This window comes from uncultured Psychrosphaera sp. (assembly GCF_947500655.1).
Lineage (GTDB): Bacteria > Pseudomonadota > Gammaproteobacteria > Enterobacterales > Alteromonadaceae > Psychrosphaera.
The window spans coordinates 1-17,350 of record NZ_CANMSK010000015.1; the positions used below are offsets into that span (position 1 = coordinate 1).

Genomic DNA, 17,350 nt, shown 5'->3' on the forward strand with positions numbered 1-17,350 from the left:
AAGCGATAAAGCGATAAAGCGATAAAGCGATAAAGCGATAAAGCGATAAAGCGATAAAGCGATAAAGCGATAAAGCGATAAAGCGGTAAAGCGGTAAAGCGGTAAAGCGATAAAGCGATAAGGCTGAAAGGCGGTAAGTTTAGTTCATAAAAAGTACGCAATAAAAAACCCTGACATAGCAGGGTTTTTATATAAAGCGTAAATTAGGCTTTAGCTAAGATTATAATCCAGCGTCTGCTTTTAATGCTTCAACTTTATCTGTATTTTCCCAAGGGAACTCAGGACGACCAAAATGTCCGTATGCAGCAGTTGCTCGGTAAATAGGACGTTCTAAATCTAACATTTGAATTAAGCCATACGGTCTTAAATCAAAATGTCTGCGTACCAGTTCAATTAGTTTCTCTTCACTTAATTTACTAGTACCAAACGTTTCAATACTGATTGACGTTGGCTCTGCAACACCAATAGCATAAGACACTTGTAATTCAGCTTTGTCAGCTAAACCTGCAGCAACAAGATTTTTTGCTACATAACGTGCAGCATATGCCGCTGAACGATCAACTTTTGATGGATCTTTACCAGAGAACGCACCGCCGCCATGTCTTGCCATACCGCCATAAGTATCAACGATAATTTTACGACCCGTTAAACCACAATCGCCCATTGGGCCACCAATAACAAAACGACCAGTTGGATTAATAAAGTATTTTGTTTCTTTATTTAAATAATGAGCTGGTAATGTTGGTTTGATGATGGTTTCCATAACAGCTTCAATTAGATCATCTTGACCAATACTGTCACAATGTTGCGTTGATAATACAACAGCATCAATACCAACAGGTTTGCCATTTTCATAAGCAAAAGTAACTTGAGATTTTGCATCCGGACGTAACCAAGGCAAAGTACCGTCTTTACGTACTTGAGCTTGACGTTTAACCAGTTGATGTGAATATTCAATTGGAGCTGGCATTAACACATCAGTTTCATTACATGCGTAGCCAAACATTAATCCCTGATCACCAGCGCCTTGCTCATATAAGTCATCGCGGTCAACACCTTGATTAATATCTGGTGATTGTTTCCCAATGGTATTTAAAATGGCACATGAGTTTGCGTCGAAGCCCATATCAGAATGCGTGTAACCAATTTCAGTAACGGTTTTACGAGTTAACTCTTCAATATCAACCCAAGCGCTAGTAGTAATTTCACCACCAACCATAACCATTCCGGTTTTAACGTAAGTCTCACAAGCAACGCGTGCTTTTGGGTCTTGTTCTAATATTGCATCTAATACAGCATCAGAGATTTGATCTGCAATTTTATCTGGATGTCCTTCAGACACAGATTCAGAGGTAAATAAATGTTTAGCCATTAATAATCTCACTTTGTAAAACGAAACCTGAAATTGATTTTGAGGTTTTAAATGTCGAATAACGCAATTTTAATACATAAACCTAAAAAACACCTAGAACTTTCTGCATCTAGACGTCTATACGTTTTTATGCTTAAAGTGCAAAGTGTTATAAATTCGTTACAGTTGTAAGATACTGTAAAAAACAGTTACAAAATAAATGTAACTTTATTTGGAGTTATTAGAGCGGATACTTTATAAATACTTAAGTTAAAATGAAAACGTTAAACAGGAACTTAACTAATGACGATTATTTCCCGCACCACAAGAGTAAAATTTAGTAAAACTAAAGCTTTACTGTCTTCAGTTGCATTGCTGACTCTAGCAGCGTGTTCAAACAATGATCCAGACTCTGAGAGTGTAAATTCTAAAATGGCAACGACTGCTGCCAAAATTGATTATGTTCGTAATGTAGAGGGTATTGATGAATATATTCTTTCTAATGGTATGAAAGTATTACTTTATCCAGACCCAGCTCAGCCGAAAACGTTAGTTAATGTCACTTATAAAGTCGGTTCAGTTCACGAAAATTATGGTGAGACTGGCATGGCGCATTTGTTAGAGCATATGTTATTTAAAGGCTCAACTAATTATAAAGAAATTGATAAGCAATTTAACAAACGCGGTATGCGAGTTAACGCAACAACATGGTTAGATAGAACTAACTATTTTGAATTGTTTGAATCTAACGAAGAAAACCTAGCTTGGGCTTTAGGAATGGAAGCAGATCGTATGGTTAATGCTACATTCTCTAAAACGGACCTAGACAGTGAAATGACAGTTGTTCGTAATGAAATGGAACGTGGCGAAAATAGCCCATTTAGAATGTTAAGTGCTCGCATGAGTTCAATGGCATATTTATGGCACAACTATGCAAACTCAACAATAGGTGCACGTTCAGACGTTGAAAACTTCCCGTTTGCTAAATTACGTAAATTTTACGATAAACATTACCGTCCTGATAATGCGGTATTAACGGTTGCTGGTCGTTTCGATAGAGACAAAACATTAGCACTAATCGAAAGTACTTTTGGTATGTTGGCAAAACCAGCAACTGAAATTGAAAAATTATATACAGTAGAACCTACTCAAGACGGTGACCGAATTGTAAATCTACGCCGTACAGGTGAAGTTCCAATTGTAGCTGCTCAATATCATGTTCCTTCAGCTTTGCATGAAGATACACCTGCAATACAAGTGCTTATTCAGTTGTTATCTGATAATGCCCGTGGCCGAATGCAAAAAATGCTAGTTGAACCAGGTATTGCATCAGGAACCGCCGCATATTCTTATTTAACCAAAGATCCTTCGTCATTAACCATTATTGCTCAAGGTTTAAAAGGCAAAGATATTAATGAAATGGAAGCTGCGTTATTAACATTAACTGAAGATATTAAAACTAAAAAAATCTTAAAAAGTGAAGTTGATCAAGCTAAGGTTTCTATTTTAAAAGAAACTGAAGATGGATTACGAAATGTAACCTCAGTCGGCATGGAATTATCAGAATTCATTGCTATGGGCGATTATCGTTATATATTCTTTTTCCGTGACTTAGTCGAAAAAGTAACAGTTGAAGACGTACAACGTGTTGCAGAGCAATACTTAGTACAAAGTAACCGTACATTAGGTCGCTTTATTCCAACCAAAGATCCTGCCAGAGCTGAAATTACTCCAGCTAAAGATATTACTGAATTATTAGCAACCTATAAAGGTCGTGAGTCGATTGAAGCGGGCGAAGTGTATGACAATGATGTTGAAAATATAGCAGCGCGCTTACAAGAATTTGATTGGACTGTAGGTACAACGTTAAGTGTATATCCAAAAAAACTACGTGGTGGCGAAGTTAGGATTAGTATGACATTGCCAACGGGTAGTGCTGAATCTTTAAAAGGTTATGAGCAAGACTTCAAACTGATGGGCGGCTTGCTATACAGTGGTAATGCTAAATACACTAAAGAAGATATCGCATCTAAATTAGATGAATTAAAAGCATCTGTTAATATCAGTACCAATTCTATTGGTAATATCAATGTCAGTATTAAAGCGGTTAAAGCGCATTTGGATGAAACATTAGCTTTTGTTCATGAGATGTTAGCCACACCGTTATTTGAAAAATCTGAAATTAATATTGATAGAAGTGCAACAATCACGAGCTTAGAAGCAAATCGTAACGAGCCAGCTTCTATTGCAGTAGCAACTCTTCGCAAATCTTTAGATGGGTATCCTGCTGGTCATCCTTTAGCATTCCAAACAATAGATCAACAAATTGATGCATTAAACAAAGTAACAAATAAACGTTTACAAAAACTACACAAAACTCATATGTCAGTCGCTAATGGTCATATTGGTGTGGTTGGTGATTTAGATGCAAAAGCGTTTTCTAATAAATTAGAAAAGTTATTTTCAGACTTAAAAGGCTCTGCTGATTACGTGGAAATGAAAGGTAACTTAAAAGACGTATCAGGTATTGATAGCTGGATTGAAACACCAGATAAAGCTAACTCTACTTTGTTTATTGGTCATAGAGTTGAGCTAAATAAACAGAGTTCAGATTATTATGCGGCGTCGGTAGCTAATGCGATATTTGGTGGTAGTGGTTTTGCTTCTCGTTTAATGCAACGAATTCGTGTTAAAGAAGGTTACAGCTACGGAACAGGTTCTGGTCTGTCATTAGACTTTAACGAACCTTATGGTATGTATTATATGCGTGCCATTGCAGCGCCTGAAAATATGAAAAAAGTTGTAGCTGCGTATAAAGAAGAAGTCGACAAAGTCCTTAACGATGGCTTTACGCAAGCTGAAGTTACAGATGCAATTGCTGGTGAATTAAAAAGCTTACGTGTTTCATGGTCAAACGATGGCACAATCGCAAGCTTATTAGCTGATAACAAACAGCTAAAACGTGATTTAACTTGGTATACTGAATATGTTGAAAAAATGAATGCACTAACATTAGAAGAAGTTAATGCTGCATTTAATAAATACATAGCAACAAAAGAACTTAATATATTTACAGCTGGTGACTTTGCTAAATCAGCAGCAAAATAAGCTTTTCATTAAGTTAAAATATCTGATTTAACTTATGAACTAGATAAAAACGCGATGATAATATCATCGCGTTTTTTTTGTTTATAAGACATTAATTTTATAAGATTGGTATTAAAAAAAACTGAACAATAGACCGTGGTCGCGGCAAACTTGGCGTTTGTCTTGATAAGACTTGTCACATATCTAACAGTCTGGTTATATGTTAAAAATAATAATTGTATAAAGATCTTTGAACGAAAGGCTTTGTATTGACCTCTTTGTATAAAACACTGGGAATATAATGAAAAATAAAATAACTATCGCTTTATCACTTGTTTTAATGACAGGGTTAACCGCTTGCGGTCAATCAAATGTTGATGCTGAAACTGCCAGTAAAATGGAGCAAGCGCAAACTGAAAATACAGTGCTGGCTAAATGGCAAGGACCTTTCGAAGGTGTTCCAGCATTTGATACAGTAAAATTAGATGATTTAAAACCAGCATATATTATTGCTATCGCTAAAAACTTAGCGGAAATTGATGCGGTTGTTAATAACCCTGAACCTGCAACATTCGAAAATACAATTGTAGAACTAGAACGAGCTGGGTCAGACTTACAACGTATCTCTACTTATTATGGTATCTGGCGTTCAAATAAATCATCACCTGAAGTTCGTGAAGTGGGTAAGGAATTAAGCCCTCTGTTATCAGCGTTTCGTTCAAAGATAAATCAAAATAAAGGTTTGTTTGAACGTATTAAAGCGGTTTACGAAAGTGAAGAAATGAAAACCTTACGTAAAGACCAACAAAAAATGGTTAAAGAAAGTTACCAAGGTTTTGTACGTAGTGGCGCATTATTAAATGAAGCAGACCAAAAACGATATGCTGAAATTAATCTTAGGCTATCAGAAATTCATACTCAGTTTGGTAACAATGTATTAGCCGATGAAGAAAACTACGTTACTTATTTAACCAAAGATCAAATTGGCGGGTTACCAGAGTCAGTTGTTACTGCCGCAGCTTCCGCGGCAAAAGCGTTAGGTAAAGAAGGGCAGTATGCAATAACGAATACTCGTTCATCAATGGACCCGTTTTTAACTTATTCAACTGAACGTGAATTACGTGAACAAGTTTGGAATACTTATTATAGTCGTGGCGATAATGGCGACGAATTTGATAATAATAAGATCATTGCTGAAATTTTAAAATTGCGTCATGAACGTGTACAACTATTAGGTTATGACAATTATGGTCAATGGCGTTTAGAAAACCGTATGGCGAAAAATCCAGAAAATGCATTCGCACTAATGAATGCAGTTTGGCCAGCAGCTATTGCTCGTGTTGAAGAAGAAGTTGCTGACATGCAAGCTGTTGCGGATAAAGAAGGCGCTGATATAACAATAGCACCTTGGGATTATCGTTTTTATGCAGAAAAAGTTCGTAAAGCTAAGTACGATCTAGACTCAAATGAAGTTAAGCAATATTTACAGTTAGATAATTTACGTGAAGCTATGTTTTATGTAGCTGGCGAGTTATTCGACTTTAAATTTACGCCAGTAGAAGATGGCAGTGTGCCAGTGTTTGATCCTGAAGTTAAAGTTTGGGAAGTCACTAAACTATCTAGCGGTAAGCATGTAGGTGTTTGGTATTTAGACCCTTATGCTCGTAAAGGCAAACGTTCTGGTGCTTGGGCTACCACATACCGTAGTTTCACTAGCTTTGATGGTGTAACAAATGTATTAGCGTCAAATAACTCAAACTTTATTAAAGGTGAAACAGGTAAGCCGACGTTAATTTCCTGGTCTGATGCTGAAACCTTATTCCATGAATTTGGCCATGCGTTACACTTTTTAGCATCAAACGTGGAATACCCATCACAAAATGGTGGTGTACGTGATTACACTGAATTTCAATCTCAACTGTTAGAACGTTGGTTAACAACTGCACCTGTTATTGATAACTACCTAATCCATAATAAAACAGGTAAACCAATTCCTGCAGAGCTAGTTGCTAAAATTAAAAAAGCAGCCACGTTTAACGAAGGCTTTAAAACGACTGAATATTTAGCATCTGCAATTATTGATTTGAAATTACATACAATGGCTCCTAAAGACATAGATATCGACAAGTTTGAACGTGAAACTCTTGCTGAAATGAATATGCCAAAAGAAATGGTAATGCGTCACCGTACACCACAATTTGGTCATGTTTTCTCTGGTGAAGGTTATTCAGCTGGTTATTACGGTTATATGTGGGCAGAAGTATTAACCTCTGACGCGGCAGAAGCTTTTGAAGAGTCTCCAGGTGGCTACTACGATAAAGACATGGCTAAAAAGTTAGTTGATTATTTATTTGCTCCACGTAACTCTATAGACCCGGCTGAAGCTTATAGAATGTTCAGAGGCAGAGATGCTAGGGTTGAAGCGTTAATGCGAGACCGTGGATTTCCAATACCTAAAAAGTAATGGCAATTATTCTAAGTAAATGAAAAAAGCCGACATTATGTCGGTTTTTTTATAAGTGAATGTTAGTTTATGGGAGCGGGATAACTAATTAAACAAACTATCACCAAAGCTAACGCCAACATCTGAACACCAAATGCTGATACCATTTAAGTCATCTAATGTTTTGTTAGTTGGTAACTGAACTGTAAACGTTTGGTTTTCAAAACGAGTACCAAAAATATTTTCGCTTATCGCAAATCCTACCGGTGGTTGATAATCCTCATCGATACCTGCATAAACCTCAACAATAATACCACCACCATCATAGTTAAAATTTGTGATCTCAATGGTACAGTCATCCACTATAGTAGCTGTGCCGCTAACACTATGAGCTAAGGTACTTAACTCTCCTGTTTGACCAACCATAACATGGTTAGATGCACATTCTCTTAGTTGTACTTCCACGTTAGTTATATCTTCTGGAACTTCTGAGACTTTATCCTCTGAGTCGGACATGCCATCACTGCAGGCGCTAATTAGACTAATTAACATAAAAAGATAAGAGCTTTTTAAATTCACAACAACACTCCAAGTTTGTAAAGAAACAATAAATTGATATTAATAAGTGACACAAGCAGTACCGATAAAAATACCAACGAAAATCCAACAACATCATTAAACAGACCGTAAGAAGCTAGATTAAATTGCATAATTACTTGGAATAATTGTGCAGAATTTACTAACTTCGTCAAAAAATATTAGGTTATTTCATTTTTATCTTACTTAATCACTTAGAGTAATTGCTTTCATTGGCGTTTTTAGGTCAAATAGCCCAAAGTACAATTTATTATAAAAATATTCAGGATACATGATGACAGCAAAACGAGACTTAGCGAACGCGATTAGAGCATTGAGTATGGATGCGGTACAAAAAGCCAACTCTGGACACCCAGGAGCTCCAATGGGCATGGCTGATATTGCCGAAGTATTATGGAATGACTTTTTAAAACATAATCCTACAAACCCTAGCTGGGCAGACCGCGATCGTTTTGTTTTGTCTAATGGTCATGGATCTATGTTGATCTATTCATTACTACATTTATCGGGTTATGACTTACCGATTGATGAGCTTAAAAATTTCCGTCAATTACATTCAAAAACGCCGGGTCACCCAGAGTATGGTTATACGCCAGGTGTTGAAACAACAACTGGACCTCTAGGCGCAGGCCTTTCTAATGCTGTTGGTATGGCTATCGCAGAAAAGACACTTGCGGCACAATTTAACCGTAAAGATCACGATGTAGTTGACCACTTCACTTATTGTTTTGTTGGTGACGGTTGCTTGATGGAAGGTATTTCCCATGAATCAAGCTCACTAGCTGGCACATTAAAACTAGGTAAACTAATTACTTTTTATGATGACAACGGCATCAGTATCGATGGTGAAGTTGAAGGTTGGTTTACAGAAGATACATCTGCACGTTTTAAAGCGTACGGTTGGCATGTTGTTGAAGCGATAGACGGACATGATGCTGCAGCAATTAAAGCGGCGATTGAAGAAGCACAGTCAGTCACTGATAAACCTTCAATGATCATTTGTAAAACTACTATCGGCTTTGGCTCACCAAATAAACAAGGTACACATAACTGTCATGGCGCGCCATTAGGTGACGATGAAATTAAAGCAACGCGTGAATTATTAAATTGGCCATACGCGCCATTTGAAATTCCTGCTGATGTCTATGCTGGTTGGGATGCAAAAGAAGACGGTGTAGAATTAGAAACTGAATGGAACGAGACATTTGTTGCATACAAAAACGCTCATCCTGAACTTGCTGCTGAATTTGAACGCCGTGTGATTTTAGGTGAGTTACCGGAGAATTTCTCTGAAAAAGCATATGCATACGCATTAGAGTGCCAAGAAAAAGGCGAGAAAATCGCATCACGCAAAGCATCACAAAATACCATTGAAACTTTTGGCGCTATGTTACCTGAGTTATTAGGCGGTTCTGCTGATCTTGCTGGTTCTAACTTAACCTTATGGTCTGGTTCAAAAGGCATTCAAGATGATGCAGCCGGCAACTACATATTTTATGGTGTACGCGAATTTGGTATGAGTGGCATTATGAATGGTATTTCATTACACGGTGGTTTCATTAACTATGGTGCGACTTTCTTAATGTTTATGGAATACGCACGTAACGCGGTTCGTATGTCAGCATTAATGGGCATTCAGAACATATTTGTTTATACCCATGATTCAATTGGCCAAGGTGAAGATGGTCCAACACACCAACCAATTGAACAAATTGCTAACTTACGTATGACACCAAATATGCATACGTGGCGTCCGGCTGATGCGACAGAAAGCGCAATAGCTTGGAAATCTGCGGTTGAGTACACAGATGGGCCTTCAGCCTTAATATTCTCTCGTCAAGGTTTGCCAGCAAATCCTCGTACGGCTGACCAAGTTGCTCAAATCGAGAAGGGCGGTTATGTTCTTGTTGATTGTGAAGGTACACCAGATGTGATCTTAATCGCGACTGGTTCAGAAGTTGAACTAGCCGTTAATTCGCAAAAAGCATTAACAGAACAAGGGATAAAAGCTCGCGTAGTTTCTATGCCTTGTACTAACTTGTTCGACCAACAAGATGAAGAATACAAACAGTCTGTTCTTCCAAACTCTGTAGTTAAACGTGTCGCTATTGAAGCTGCTCATGTTGATTACTGGGCAAAATACGTAGGTTTCTCTGGCGCAGTTGTTGGCATGAGTACCTTTGGTGAATCAGCACCAGGTAACGTATTGCTAGAACATTTCGGCTTTACAGTCGATAACGTTGTTAAAACAGTAAAAGGTTTATAATCACTAAAATTGATTTAGTTGGTTTTATAAACAGAGAAAGCAGAAACAAAAAAAAGCGGGTATAATACACCCGCTTTTTGCATGTTACATGCTAATTGCCAAACCAGTTATGGTGTTGGCATTACAATTACCAATAATGGAAATTCAATGACTCAACAAGCTCGTCCGATTAATATAGCCATCAATGGTTTTGGTCGTATTGGTCGTAATGTATTACGTGCAGTTTATGAAACCTCTCGTCAGTCACTAATCAATATTGTGGCAATTAATGAACTTGCAGAGCCTGAAGGCATTGCCCATTTATTGAAGTACGATACTTCACACGGTAAATTTGGTTTCGATGTTAAATTAGACGACGATAAAAACTTACTGGTAGAGAATCGAAAAATAGAATTATTGTCAGTCAAACAATTGGCTGACTTACCATGGCAACAACTTGATGTTGATGTGGTATTAGATTGCACTGGCGTATATAAAAGCCAGCAAGATGGACTGGCTCATATAAAAGCGGGGGCTAAAAAAGTAATTTACTCACATCCTGCAGATAACGATATTGATGCCACTATTATTTACGGCATTAATCATTTATCACTTACTCAAGACGATAATGTCATTTCCAATGGTTCTTGTACTACAAACTGTATAGTTCCGGTGATAAAAGCATTAGATGATGCCTTTGGTGTCGATAGCGGCACAATTACTACTATTCACTCATCAATGCATGACCAACAAGTGATTGATGCTTATCATCCAGATTTGCGTAGAACTCGTGCTGCCAGTCAAAGTATAATTCCTGTTGACACTAAACTTGCTGCCGGAATTGAACGTATAATGCCGCAATTTGCTGGACGTTTTGAAGCTATTGCGGTTCGAGTTCCAACCATTAACGTTACAGCAATGGACTTAAGTGTTTATGTTAATGTTGACGTGGATATCGCGAAAGTGAATCAGGCGATTAATAAAGCACTCTCCAATGGCTTAAGTGGCATTTTGGCTTACACAGAAGAGCCTTTAGTATCTGTCGATTTTAATCATGATCCTCATTCTGCTATCGTAGATGGCAATCAAACTCGAGTTAGCCATAAACGTTTAATAAAAGTATTAGCTTGGTGTGATAACGAGTGGGGCTTTGCCAACAGAATGATAGACACCACATTAGAATTAAAAAAGTACTTAAATTTAGAATTATAAAAAATCATAAATCACTAGCTGTATTTAGTGTTTATTAAAATAATAAAAGGAATCAATATGTCAGTATTAAAAATGGCCGAATTAGACTTACAGGGTAAAACGGTTTTAATTCGTGAAGATCTTAACGTACCGGTAAAAGATGGTGCAGTAACGTCTGCAGTTCGTATAAACTCTGCTTTACCAACTATTCAGTTGGCATTAGATAAGGGCGCTAAAGTTCTTGTTATGTCTCACCTAGGTCGTCCAGTTGAAGGCGAATATGATGAAGAGTTTTCATTAGCACCCGTTGCGACTTATTTAGCAGGCAAACTTCCAGTTCCTGTTCGTTTAGAAAAAGACTATTTAAATGGCGTTGAAGCAAAAGCCAGTGAAGTTGTTGTTCTTGAAAACGTTCGTTTTAATGTTGGCGAAAAGAAAAATACTGACGAATTAGCAAAACAATACGCTGCGTTATGCGATGTATTTGTAATGGATGCATTTGGTACAGCGCATCGTGCTCAAGGTTCTACTCATGGTGTAGCTAAATTTGCGCCTGTCGCTTGTGCAGGTCCATTATTATCAGCAGAGTTAGAAGCACTAGGTAAAGCACTGGATAATCCTGCTAGGCCTTTAGTGGCGGTTGTTGGTGGTTCAAAAGTGTCAACTAAGTTAACGGTTTTAGAGTCACTATCTAAAATTTGTGACCAGCTTATTGTTGGTGGCGGAATTTCCAATACCTTTGTTGCAGCCCGTGGTTACAACGTAGGTAAATCTTTATATGAAAAAGACTTAATTCCTCAAGCTCAAAAATTAATGGCCGACTTAGATATTCCTGAAGTGACAGACGTACGCGTAGGTACTGAGTTTTCAGAAACGGCTGTGGCAACAATAAAACCAGTCGATCAAGTACAAGATAATGAAGAGATCATGGACTTAGGGCCAGACTCAGCACAAGCACTTGCTGATATTTTAAAAGATGCAAAAACCATTTTATGGAATGGACCATGTGGTGTATTTGAATTTGATAACTTCTCTAAAGGGACTGAAGTTGTTGCTCAAGCAATTGCAGACAGTGACGCATTCTCTGTTGCTGGTGGCGGTGATACGTTAGCGGCAATCGACAAATATGGTCTAGCTGATAAAATCTCTTATATCTCTACAGGTGGCGGTGCTTTCTTAGAGTTTGTTGAAGGTAAAGTATTACCAGCGGTTGAGATTTTAGAGCAACGCGCTAAGTCTTAATAGTAATTTTATTTCAACAAGACATAAATAAAAAAGCCCAGATATGAATTTTCATATCTGGGCTTTTATTATTAAGGGCTCTATTAACAGCTGAGACAATAATAGCAGGAGCTAATAATAAGTAAGTTAAATTACTTTTCCAAGTACTCAGCGAGTGCTTCACTGCCGCCAATATGTTTACCTTCAACAAATACTTGAGGAACGGTTTCTTTTCCTGTCATCGCTTTTAAGCTAGTTAAACTGGCATCTTTACCTAACAGAATTTCTTCAAAGCTGTAACCTGCATTGGTTAACATTTCTTTAGCTGCAACACAGAATGGGCAGTCAGGTTTAGTGAACAATGAAATAGATTGAGGCTTAGTCGCCGTTGGATTGATGTATTCCAACATAGTGTCCGCATCAGATACTTCAAATGGGTCACCTGGTTTTTGCGGCTCAATGAACATTTTTTCAATGACACCATTTTTAACTAACATGGAATATCTCCATGAGCGCTTACCAAAACCAACTTGCGACATATCAACTAACATACCCATTTTGTCGGTGAACTCACCGTTGCCATCTGGGAACATAGTGATGTTTTGAGCTTCTTGATGTTGAGCCCATGCATTCATCACAAAACTGTCGTTTACCGAAACACAAACAATTTCGTCAACACCATTTTTAGCTAATGTTGCCGCTAATTCGTTATAACGAGGTAAATGTGTTGAGCTACACGTTGGTGTAAATGCACCAGGTAAAGAGAACACAATAACCGTCTTGTCTTTAAATAACGACTCAGTATTAATCGTTGCCCAATCGTTATTTGCACGAACTGGAATGGTTACATTTGGGATGGTTTGACCTTCAATTGATTTAAACATTTTACTAACCTCTTATTTAGTTTATGTGATTATAGTAAAGACTCTGAGTAATTTAATAAAGTTGTTAAAATAGGCGCTCGTAACATGTAAAAGCGATTGAGTTTGATTTTAATCATAGTTTTAATAGATGGTTACTGGTACTTGGTCAAAATGAATTTAAGTTAGTTAAATTAATTGTTGATTTTCGGACGTTTAGATGGCTATATGTGTTAAGTGATTTTTAGCTAGGTGCATATTATGAGTTTTGATCAAGTTGTAGATAGAAGTGGAACATATTCTTTTAAGTGGGAACGATATAAAGGTAAGGACATCCTTCCTCTTTGGGTAGCCGATTCAGAATTTAAATGCGCTCCGGCAATAGTAGAAGCGTTAAAACAACGCGTCGAACATGGTGTATTTGGCTATCATTTACCAATTGAATATGAGCCAGCCAATACAGCGGTTGTTCGTTGGCTGAACAAACAACATGACTGGGAAATTAAGCCTGAATGGATTGTTTGGACGCCGGGCGTTGTGCCTGCTTTTAATGTAGCTTGTAAAGCGTATTGTGAAGCGGGAGATAAAGTCCTTATCCAAGTACCAAATTATCCGCCTATGATTGCAGCTCCAGGTATTAACAACTTGGTACGAGAAGAAATTGGTACTGTGTTAGAAAATGGCCGCTGGACGTTAGACTTCAAACAGCTGGAAGCTCAAGCCGCAGATCCAAAAACTAAATTGTTTATTATGTGTAATCCAATGAATCCAGTCGGCACGGTTATGACGGCTGAAGAGTTGGCTAAAGTGGAAGATATCTGCTTAAAACATAATGTAGTGCTGTGCTCTGACGAAATTCATTGTGACTTGATTTTGGATGAAAGCGTAAAGCATATTCCTGCAGGCAAGTTAGCTAAGATAGGTTCACAAACGATCACGCTAATGGCAGCGAGTAAAACCTTTAATGTAGCAGGGTTAGGAACCTCATTTGCCATTATTCCTGATGCTAAAGTTCGTGCCAAATTCAGTAAAGCCGGAGCAGGCATAATGCCTTGGGTAACTATTATGGGGTTATTGGCAACAGAAGTTGCTTTTACTCAATGTGACGATTGGTACCAAGATCAATTAGATTATTTAACAGGTAATCTAGATTATGTGGTTAAACAAGTGGAAAAACTAGATGGCTTTTCTATGATAAAGCCACAAGCAACATTTTTAGCTTGGGTTGATGCGTCTGGTTTAAAGGTAGATAACGTACATAAATACATGGAATCTAAAGGCGTAGGGCCGTCGCCAGGTAAAGACTTTGGTTGGCCGCAGTTTACTCGAATTAACTTTGCTTGTCCTCGCAGTATGTTAGAGCAAGCGTTTGAGCGTTTAAGTAAGTAAGTAAATAACTAGTAAAATAAAGCCGCCGATCTTGATAGCAAGATCAGCGGCTTTTTTATGTCAATTTAAGTATTGAAAAGTTATGGAACTAGCTATAAAGAAAGCGGCTATAAAAAAGTAGCTATTTCATCTAATGATTTTTTACTTTGAGCATGTGCAGGAATCGTGGCATCAACAGCAGGGTAACCAGCAATAATTAACATATATGGACGTTCATCATCAGGACGTTCACATATCTTGGATAAGAAATGCATAGGTTTTGGTGTATGGGTTAAGGTCACTAAACCTGCATTATGCAAGGCATTAATTAAAAATCCTGTGGCGATACCAACGGATTCATGAACATAATAATTCGTGTTTTTATCTTCTGCGTTTATCCCGCCTTTCTTTTGGCTAAAAACAGCAATTAACCAAGGTGCGTGTTCTAAATAAGGTTTGTTTGAGTCTGTGCCTAGCGGTTTTAATGCTTCCAACCATTCTTCGCCAGCACGGCCTTGATAAAACCCCCGTTCATGTTGTTCAGCTTGTTCTCTTACTTGACGTTTTACATCCTGGCTATGAATTGCCGTAAAATGCCAAGGTTGATGATTAGCACCACTTGGTGCCGTTCCTGCTGCTTTAATGCAATTTTCTATAATGGCTTGGTCAACACTGCGGTCACTAAAGCTACGGATACTGTGCCTACGTTTTATATCGAGATAAAACTGTTCTGAACGTTCGAGCATTTCTGTTGCTGGGTATTCAATATAATCGGTTAGTGGTGTTGAGTCGTGGTCTTGCATTTAAGTACTCCGTGATTTAATCGCTTATAGAATAACGATTTAATCACGGTTGATGCAAGTTAGTATTTGGTGAGAGTGTCAGGAGCAAAGTCATCAGCGGTGATAGTTAAATTCAATGACTCAATTTGAGTATCTAATTTATTGGTTTTTTGATTTAGTGAACTTAGCGTGATTGTGTTGTCGTCTAATGTGTATAGTTGATGGCAGGCCTTATAATAAAAATACATGATTTGCATTGCTGTAACGTCATTTTGCTCTACGGCTAGCTCCAGTTTTTTATTTCTTCTATGAATTAAATTAAGCACTTGTTTTAAATCCCATACATAGATAACTTCGTGCATAAATGGATGCTTTCTATATTTAGATAATAAAAAACCAATTAACAATGCAGCAATAATAACACCTGCTAGATTGATCCAAAAATGAGAAGTCTCGCCATCATTTACTAAATAAATCATGGAACTCGAAATTGTAAGTGACAACACAATAAGTGCCGCAATACAGATTAAAATAAGCCTGTTAAGATGTTTTCTGTATCTGACTTTGTCTATTTCTTGTAGTTTCATAGTTTTACTTTTATCTAAAATTAAAAATTGCTCAGTATTAAACTAAGCATTGAAGTGAGGCATTGAAGTTAAGCAGTATACATTAAGCTTTCGGTGAAATAGTAAATATTCAGGATAAAGCCTTAATCTTTCAATCAAAATTGCGTTAAAATAGCCCATCAACAAATAAAGAGGTTGTTAATTAAAATGAGTATTTGGTTTTCCTCTCCAGAATTAAGTGTAATTAACTCTTGGAGTAAAGGCACTATGCTGGAACATTTAGGCATTGAAATAACTGAGATTGGTGATGATTATATTGAAGGCGTTATGCCGGCAGATCATAGAACTTTTCAGCCATTTAAATTAGTTCATGGTGGCGCAAATGTAGTTTTGGCTGAGTCGTTAGGTTCAATTGGCGCACAATTAACCATAGACCCTAATAAATATTACTGTGTAGGCCAAGAAGTAAATGCCAATCATTTACGTGGTGTACGCCAAGGTGAAGTGAGAGGCCGAGCTGAACAAGTTTATAAAGGTAAAACGTCTCAAGTGTGGGAAATTAAATTATTTGATGAGCGTAATAAACTGACGTGCATTTCAAGATTAACCGTCGCTGTAGTTAAGGTAACCGCATAATGAAAAAATTAATAATCGCTTTTTGGTTGATAAGCATTTCGCTTATTAGTTTGTCAGTTCAGGCCGAAACTGAAAACACTGACCAAGCAACTTCAAAGTCAGAGCAAGAAGTAACACTCGCTAAAAAAACGATGGAGCTTTCACCTGAAATGAAAGCGGCAATAGAGCGTCAAAATAATCTAGCAGATAGAAATGAACAATCTAAAAATATAGTAGATGGACTATCTACTTCAGAACGTTTTGTAAAATATTTACACTCAGGCTTTGTACATATTATTCCAAAAGGGATAGACCATATTTTATTTGTGCTTGGGCTGTTTCTGTCCACTGTAATATTTAGCAAATTGGTCTGGCAAATTACCACCTTTACTCTTGCTCACAGTATTAGTTTAGGTTTAGCTGCTTCAGGCGTTGTTCAGGTAAGTGCTGAGATTGTTGAACCTTTAATTGCACTGAGTATTGCTTTTATCGCATTTGAAAATATTAGGAATACGGAGGCTGGTTCTTCTAGATTATTGATGGTGTTTATTTTTGGATTATTACATGGACTCGGGTTTGCGTTTGTTTTAGCTGAATTTGGGCTGCCAGCGAGTTCTTTCTTAACGTCATTATTTGCTTTTAATATTGGTGTTGAGCTTGGTCAATTAACCGTCTTAGTTGTGGCTATGCTTTTACTTTATTCTTGGAGTAAAAAGCCAAGTTACCGATTTTTTGTGCAAATACCCGGTTCAGTATTAATTGGGATTATTGGTTTATATTGGACATTTGAGCGGTTATTAAATATTTAAGTTGTATTAAATTTAATCAAAGGGTAATGTGATTATAATAACTTAACTTCTAACTATCTGTAATAGTTAAGTTATTTCCAATAAAAATAATATTAAAGGAAATCGCATGCACTCTTCAAGTAAAGGTATTGGCTTAGGTACTATTGTTATAGTGGTGGTTTTTATTGCCATAGTTACGTTTTTCAGTAAGTTTTAATTAGCTTATAATTTATCAA

13 protein-coding genes are annotated in these 17,350 nt (G+C 37.2%); 8 read left to right on the top strand and 5 right to left on the bottom strand.

All coding sequences use genetic code 11. The features are described 5' to 3' along the window. Positions 1-220: 220 nt before the first annotated feature. Positions 221-1,372: a methionine adenosyltransferase gene (metK, locus tag Q0940_RS12410; RefSeq protein ID WP_299268985.1), complete on the bottom strand. Its 1,152-nt coding sequence runs from the start codon at positions 1,370-1,372 to the stop codon at positions 221-223. A 282-nt stretch (positions 1,373-1,654) separates the two neighbouring features. Here metK and Q0940_RS12415 point away from each other — a divergent pair, with 282 nt between their 5' ends. Next, the gene (locus tag Q0940_RS12415; protein ID WP_299268986.1) at positions 1,655-4,459 is read left to right on the top strand and encodes a pitrilysin family protein; all 2,805 of its coding nucleotides are present in this window, start codon (positions 1,655-1,657) and stop codon (positions 4,457-4,459) included. 319 nt (positions 4,460-4,778) lie between these two features. Next, positions 4,779-6,902: a M3 family metallopeptidase gene (locus Q0940_RS12420; RefSeq protein ID WP_299269165.1), complete on the top strand. Its 2,124-nt coding sequence runs from the start codon at positions 4,779-4,781 to the stop codon at positions 6,900-6,902. Positions 6,903-6,986: 84 nt separating this feature from the next. Here the strand turns inward: Q0940_RS12420 and Q0940_RS12425 are convergent, their stop codons facing one another. Further along, the gene (locus tag Q0940_RS12425; protein WP_299268988.1) at positions 6,987-7,460 is read right to left on the bottom strand and encodes a DM13 domain-containing protein; all 474 of its coding nucleotides are present in this window, start codon (positions 7,458-7,460) and stop codon (positions 6,987-6,989) included. A gap of 292 nt (positions 7,461-7,752) precedes the next feature. Here Q0940_RS12425 and tkt point away from each other — a divergent pair, with 292 nt between their 5' ends. The 3 genes from tkt to Q0940_RS12440 all read left to right on the top strand — a co-directional run bounded on the left by tkt (position 7,753) and on the right by Q0940_RS12440 (position 12,156). Further along, positions 7,753-9,744 (top strand): transketolase, encoded by a 1,992-nt coding sequence (gene tkt, locus Q0940_RS12430; protein ID WP_299269167.1) that lies wholly within the window; start codon positions 7,753-7,755, stop codon positions 9,742-9,744. A 147-nt stretch (positions 9,745-9,891) separates the two neighbouring features. Beyond that, the gene (gene epd, locus Q0940_RS12435) at positions 9,892-10,935 is read left to right on the top strand and encodes an erythrose-4-phosphate dehydrogenase (protein ID WP_299268990.1); all 1,044 of its coding nucleotides are present in this window, start codon (positions 9,892-9,894) and stop codon (positions 10,933-10,935) included. 57 nt (positions 10,936-10,992) lie between these two features. Continuing rightward, on the top strand, positions 10,993-12,156 hold the full coding sequence (locus Q0940_RS12440) for a phosphoglycerate kinase (protein WP_299268992.1): 1,164 nt from the start codon (positions 10,993-10,995) through the stop codon (positions 12,154-12,156). Positions 12,157-12,287: 131 nt separating this feature from the next. Here Q0940_RS12440 and Q0940_RS12445 read toward each other — a convergent pair whose 3' ends face one another. Beyond that, a complete protein-coding gene (locus tag Q0940_RS12445; RefSeq protein ID WP_299268994.1) occupies positions 12,288-13,019 on the bottom strand; it encodes a glutathione peroxidase in 732 nt (243 codons plus the stop codon). A 237-nt stretch (positions 13,020-13,256) separates the two neighbouring features. Here Q0940_RS12445 and Q0940_RS12450 point away from each other — a divergent pair, with 237 nt between their 5' ends. Beyond that, on the top strand, positions 13,257-14,384 hold the full coding sequence (locus tag Q0940_RS12450; protein WP_299268996.1) for a PatB family C-S lyase: 1,128 nt from the start codon (positions 13,257-13,259) through the stop codon (positions 14,382-14,384). Positions 14,385-14,491: 107 nt separating this feature from the next. Here the strand turns inward: Q0940_RS12450 and Q0940_RS12455 are convergent, their stop codons facing one another. Both Q0940_RS12455 and Q0940_RS12460 read right to left on the bottom strand, forming a co-directional pair. Continuing rightward, positions 14,492-15,166 carry a nitroreductase family protein gene (locus Q0940_RS12455; RefSeq protein ID WP_299268997.1) on the bottom strand — a complete coding sequence of 225 codons (675 nt, stop codon included), beginning with the start codon at positions 15,164-15,166 and terminating at the stop codon, positions 14,492-14,494. Positions 15,167-15,225: 59 nt separating this feature from the next. Next, complete coding sequence (locus tag Q0940_RS12460; RefSeq protein WP_299268999.1) at positions 15,226-15,732, bottom strand: DUF3087 domain-containing protein; 507 nt, start codon at positions 15,730-15,732, stop codon at positions 15,226-15,228. A 186-nt stretch (positions 15,733-15,918) separates the two neighbouring features. Between Q0940_RS12460 and Q0940_RS12465 the strand changes: the two genes are divergently transcribed. Together Q0940_RS12465 and Q0940_RS12470 are read left to right on the top strand one after the other, a co-directional pair. Further along, positions 15,919-16,347, top strand: coding sequence for a hotdog fold thioesterase (locus tag Q0940_RS12465; RefSeq protein WP_299269001.1), 429 nt, complete (start codon positions 15,919-15,921; stop codon positions 16,345-16,347). Beyond that, positions 16,347-17,135 carry a HupE/UreJ family protein gene (locus Q0940_RS12470; protein ID WP_299269003.1) on the top strand — a complete coding sequence of 263 codons (789 nt, stop codon included), beginning with the start codon at positions 16,347-16,349 and terminating at the stop codon, positions 17,133-17,135. The genes Q0940_RS12465 and Q0940_RS12470 overlap by 1 nt, the downstream gene beginning before the upstream one ends. Positions 17,136-17,350: the final 215 nt, after the last annotated feature.

Coding starts and splice junctions, on each gene's coding strand:
- metK (WP_299268985.1), bottom strand. CDS start 1,372: ATGGCTAAACATTTATTTACCTCTGAATCTGTGTCTGAAGGACATCCA.
- Q0940_RS12415 (WP_299268986.1), top strand. CDS start 1,655: ATGACGATTATTTCCCGCACCACAAGAGTAAAATTTAGTAAAACTAAA.
- Q0940_RS12420 (WP_299269165.1), top strand. CDS start 4,779: ATGACAGGGTTAACCGCTTGCGGTCAATCAAATGTTGATGCTGAAACT.
- tkt (WP_299269167.1), top strand. CDS start 7,753: ATGACAGCAAAACGAGACTTAGCGAACGCGATTAGAGCATTGAGTATG.
- epd (WP_299268990.1), top strand. CDS start 9,892: ATGACTCAACAAGCTCGTCCGATTAATATAGCCATCAATGGTTTTGGT.
- Q0940_RS12440 (WP_299268992.1), top strand. CDS start 10,993: ATGTCAGTATTAAAAATGGCCGAATTAGACTTACAGGGTAAAACGGTT.
- Q0940_RS12445 (WP_299268994.1), bottom strand. CDS start 13,019: ATGTTTAAATCAATTGAAGGTCAAACCATCCCAAATGTAACCATTCCA.
- Q0940_RS12450 (WP_299268996.1), top strand. CDS start 13,257: ATGAGTTTTGATCAAGTTGTAGATAGAAGTGGAACATATTCTTTTAAG.
- Q0940_RS12455 (WP_299268997.1), bottom strand. CDS start 15,166: ATGCAAGACCACGACTCAACACCACTAACCGATTATATTGAATACCCA.
- Q0940_RS12460 (WP_299268999.1), bottom strand. CDS start 15,732: ATGAAACTACAAGAAATAGACAAAGTCAGATACAGAAAACATCTTAAC.
- Q0940_RS12465 (WP_299269001.1), top strand. CDS start 15,919: ATGAGTATTTGGTTTTCCTCTCCAGAATTAAGTGTAATTAACTCTTGG.
- Q0940_RS12470 (WP_299269003.1), top strand. CDS start 16,347: ATGAAAAAATTAATAATCGCTTTTTGGTTGATAAGCATTTCGCTTATT.